This is a genomic window from Lachnoclostridium sp., from assembly GCF_031997925.1.
Lineage (GTDB): Bacteria > Bacillota > Clostridia > Lachnospirales > Lachnospiraceae > Lachnoclostridium.
On the sequence record NZ_DAMADT010000013.1, the window covers coordinates 70,146 to 74,468 of the forward strand.

At 38.2% G+C, this 4,323-nt stretch carries 5 protein-coding genes; 1 reads left to right on the forward strand and 4 read right to left on the reverse strand.

Annotated elements, in window-relative coordinates:
• Positions 1-786 (forward strand): alpha/beta hydrolase (locus RTP52_RS10475; protein ID WP_312371127.1); only part of this gene is annotated, 786 nt, incomplete at its 5' end.
• A gap of 197 nt (positions 787-983) precedes the next feature.
• Here RTP52_RS10475 and RTP52_RS10480 read toward each other — a convergent pair.
• From RTP52_RS10480 to thiD, 4 genes are all read right to left on the reverse strand, one after another.
• Positions 984-1,706 (reverse strand): AlkZ-related protein, encoded by a 723-nt coding sequence (locus tag RTP52_RS10480; RefSeq protein ID WP_312371129.1) that lies wholly within the window; start codon positions 1,704-1,706, stop codon positions 984-986.
• Positions 1,707-1,954: 248 nt separating this feature from the next.
• On the reverse strand, positions 1,955-2,224 hold the full coding sequence (locus RTP52_RS10485; RefSeq protein ID WP_312371131.1) for a DUF3795 domain-containing protein: 270 nt from the start codon (positions 2,222-2,224) through the stop codon (positions 1,955-1,957).
• Between the two features lie 63 nt (positions 2,225-2,287).
• A complete protein-coding gene (locus tag RTP52_RS10490; protein WP_312371133.1) occupies positions 2,288-3,217 on the reverse strand; it encodes a helix-turn-helix transcriptional regulator in 930 nt (309 codons plus the stop codon).
• Between the two features lie 328 nt (positions 3,218-3,545).
• Positions 3,546-4,323: bifunctional hydroxymethylpyrimidine kinase/phosphomethylpyrimidine kinase (gene thiD / locus RTP52_RS10495; protein ID WP_312371136.1), on the reverse strand; the 778-nt coding region annotated here is incomplete at its 5' end.

The window sequence follows — 4,323 nt, forward strand, 5'->3', positions numbered from 1 at the left end:
GGTGTTATTAAAGTATACTGTGTTATACCGAAATGCCTAGTTGGCACACCAAATGTCATTTTTTATATTCATGGTGGTGGCTGGGTATTTGGCAGTTTCCATACACACAGAAAACTAGTTCACGAGCTTGCTGCTAGAACAAATTCTATTGTCGTATTTCCAGAATACACTCGTTCGCCAGAAGCACAATATCCTACTGCAGTCGAACAATGTTATAAAGTCCTGTGCTGTTTACCACAACTCATATCGATGCTATCTTGTAAAGTTGAGGTTGACTTTTGTACCTTAACCGTTGCTGGAGATAGTGTTGGAGGTAACATGGCAACTATAATGACTATTCTATCTAAATATCGGAATGGACCTAGAATTCATAAACAGGTTCTTTATTATCCTGTAACAAATGCGTGCTTCAATACCGAATCTTACTGTGAATTTGCTGTTGACTATTATTTGTATCGAGAAGGGATGATGTGGTTTTGGGATCAATATACGACAAGTGAGGAAGATCGCAATCAGATTACTGCATCTCCATTAAGAGCAACAATGGAACAATTAGCATGTCTACCTCCAGCAATCATTTTAAATGGGGAAGCTGATGTATTAAGATCCGAAGGTGAAGCTTATGCAAGAAAATTACGCATGGCTGGTGTTGAAGTTACTGCTGTTCGTTTTCAAGCAATCATTCATGATTTTGTGATGTTAAATGCATTGGACGAAACCAACGCTACTCGTGCAGCAATGGATTCTTCTACAGAATGGATTAATCGTAAAAATCAAGGGGAATAAACTATAAAGTAAACAATGAGACTACATCTATTTTGGGCTCTTTATCATTCGGAACATTGGAAAGTTCAGCATGAGAATTCTTTTAGATACTATTCATACCGTGATACCATGTGGCATCTTTAGAATTCCAATCTATATTGAAAGAGCAGAGATCCGAAGATTTCTGCTCTTTTTTGAGATGATAAAAATCATAAAGATTATCCGTAGATAAACTTCCGTATCTTCTTTTCCTCAGCATTCGGATTTAGGATAAGAATATGTTCCCGAATCTTTTCTTCCGCTTCTGAAACCTTTATCTGATCTGCTAACTGACAAAGTTCCTCTCCCCAATACTCTTCCGTCGTACAAAAAACTGTAGAATTCCAACCATAACCTTCACCGTAGCGGTTTGTCTTTTGCTTTCTTCCACACATTGTAATATACATCTTCATCTGCAATTCATTCAGAGCCTTTTCAAACCGATAATTATCTTCTTTACTAAAGTTTCCTAGCTTTTTGATATCATGGAATGCCAAGCACTTATGCTCTTCAATTAGCTCATAAATCCTCTTAGCCATATTAGAAATGGTGCCTTCTAGATACGCTTCCTCTAAGCTTTCTCCTTTTCTTCTCACTGAAAGAAAATAAGGAATCCATTCTTTGGTGATATATCCACTTTTCTTAAAAAAGACCTTCCCGTAAGCAATATCTGCTTGTTCATCAAGTACCCGCATACGCCATTCCCAAGGATCAGTTTCAGGATTTGCTGTATGCCAGCAGATTAAGTCGGTAAATCTACTACATAAGGAGAATATCCCCTCTGGGTTCGCGCCTCCAACTGTAAACCCACAGATCATTAATGCCTGACAAAAATCTTGATAATTGTTTATCTTAAGTTCAGATATGGATTTACTTTTTTCATTATTTACTCTACTATTCATTTCTCTACCACTTTGTTTTCCTTTACTGTAGATTTGTTTACATTTTAATTTATCAATTTCACTCCAAGTTGCTCTGTCCCCTTAACTATTTTACTACAAATTACTCTGGTCCCCTTGACTATTTTGCTTCAAATCACTTAAGTTTCACTCGTTTTTTACCACTCGTTGCTCTAATCCCCTTGTCCATTTTTTAAACATTACTTTTTTCCATACGGTCCTATGCCATTGTTCTTTGACTCATCCTATTCTTATTCAAAAGTTCCCCACTGTCTACATTGTTCAATTCTTGCTCCTTTTGGATTATCACCATGTACCGGATCATTCGAATATTCTATAAGAAGTTCGCATGGAAATCCTTTGCATTCACCACAATGTACCAGTTCCTTCTCTTGACAACATTTTGCAACGGAACATTCTCCATGAAAAGGATTTCCATTGGATGCAATACATCCTTTACAGCCATGACTTTCTTTAAATGAGCATCCATCGCAGCGTAATCCACATCGCGCATCAATCATTACTATACCCTCCAAACTTTTTTTACAGTTTATCATAGCAAACATGACATCAGTATGTCGTGTTTACGATTGATACCGCTCCGACATTTTTTTTATTTTTTCCTTTATTAATGCTCTCATTTCAATTGGTTCTAGTATTTCGACTCGATCTCCGAACCCTAAAAACCAGTCCATTGCTACATTTAGATTTGTAAACCCTCTCTTAAACAGTAGTCTTCCATCCTCCATTTCTTGAAAACAGCCAAAACAGTATTCTTCAATTAAGCGATATTTTTCACTTGAATCAAATACAGCAGTAATATCATAATTATCTGGAATGTGTCGATTGAAATCAAAACACTCTTCCGGTATTTCTCTTGGAATAAATTCTTCCTCTGTCGTCTGTAAATCCCATAATCGATTTAATTTATATAACCGAAACTCTTGCTTCATTAAGCAAAATCCAAATATGTACCAAGAAGACCATTGAAAAACAATTTGATAAGGTTCAATCCTTTTATCGTCCTCTCCTTTATTGTAATAATAGTGAAACATAACAACTCTTTTTTGTTGTATCGCCACTCTTAATTGTGCAATCTTAGGAGCTAAACTATCTTTATAATGGGAAGATAAATCAATGGATACGCTGTCCGCAAGAGACATTAAAGTAGGTCTATTCGGTGATATTTTGTGTATTAGTTTATGTGATGCAGAATGAGTGGAGACACTATCAAATGATTTTAATCCAACCAAAATAGCTTCCAATTCATCCGTTGTAAATACCGTAGTATCTAACTTAAAGCCTTCCATAATCGATATTCCACCCTCATTACCCTGCGTTGTAACGATCGGTATACCTGCCTTACAGATATCTTCGATATCTCGATTAATGGTACGCCTTGATACTTCGAACTTCTTAGCAAGGTAAGGTGCAGTTACTTTTTTATTATTTTGTAGGACAGTAATGATACCAATTAATCGATCTATCTTCATCTCTTTTTCACTCCAATTCATTGACAACTTCAATACTTATCGAACATTAATACTTACTTTTTAAGGTATTATCTCATATAACAAAGCTTTCGTCCATGCTGTTTATTGGCGGTCTGTATTGTTCTATGATGAGTTAAATAGAAGATAAAAGGAGTGCCAATCATACCGATAAGGCGAAAGAAATTTTGAGATTAATTCACTATTATGAAAAATAGAACGTGGGCCCACCGGATGCATAAGGAAATGCGGTATAATTGCACCCTACTAGGCACACCTGCACAAAAAGAACGAAAGCAGCCGCTTTCGCCCTTTTTTATATTTCTTTTATTTATGGAACACATCCAAGCCGTTAGTCAGCCTTTTCCCTAAATGCAGAATGGTTCACCGCACCAACATATTCATTCAGCCGAAAGCCATCTTGAATCGCGGCTGTAACAAACTCTTTGGCATTTAAAACCGCGTCTTTGGGGCTAAGTCCCTTTGCAAGGTTAGCGGTAATAGCAGCCGCCGTTGTGCATCCAGCACCATGAGTATAGGTGGTATTGATAACCGGTGTTTCAAGTAGCAAAAATTCACTACCGTCATAAAATACGTCAACCGCGTTTTCGGTACCCAGCTTTGTACCGCCCTTAATCAGTACATTTTTAGCGCCTAAGGCATGAATAATTTTTGCAGCCTCTTTGACCTTTTCAATACTGTCAATGGGTTTGATTCCGCTTAGCTGTACCGCTTCATAAATATTGGGGGTTGTTACTGTGGCAAGAGGCAAAAGCTCTGACTTAATCGCATCGGCGGCCACAGGGTTCACAACCTCATCGGTTCCCTTGCAGACCATTACCGGGTCGATTACAATGTTGCTACAGCCGTATTCCCTTAGCTTTCTTGCAACCAGACGGATAACCTGTTCACTGGGGAGCATGCCGGTTTTCATGGCATTTACGCCTATACCGCCCAGCACAGTATCAATCTGTGCTTCAATGGCATCCAGCCCAATGGGGTAGATATCGTGTGACCAGTTATTCTTGGGGTTTTGGGCAACCATAACTGTAACTGCCGTCATCCCGTATACCGAATACTCCTGAAAGGTTTTCAGGTCAGCCTGAAGCCCTGCTCCACCGCTGGTGTCT

Coding starts and splice junctions, on each gene's coding strand:
- RTP52_RS10480 (WP_312371129.1), bottom strand. CDS start 1,706: ATGAATAGTAGAGTAAATAATGAAAAAAGTAAATCCATATCTGAACTT.
- RTP52_RS10485 (WP_312371131.1), bottom strand. CDS start 2,224: ATGATTGATGCGCGATGTGGATTACGCTGCGATGGATGCTCATTTAAA.
- RTP52_RS10490 (WP_312371133.1), bottom strand. CDS start 3,217: ATGAATTGGAGTGAAAAAGAGATGAAGATAGATCGATTAATTGGTATC.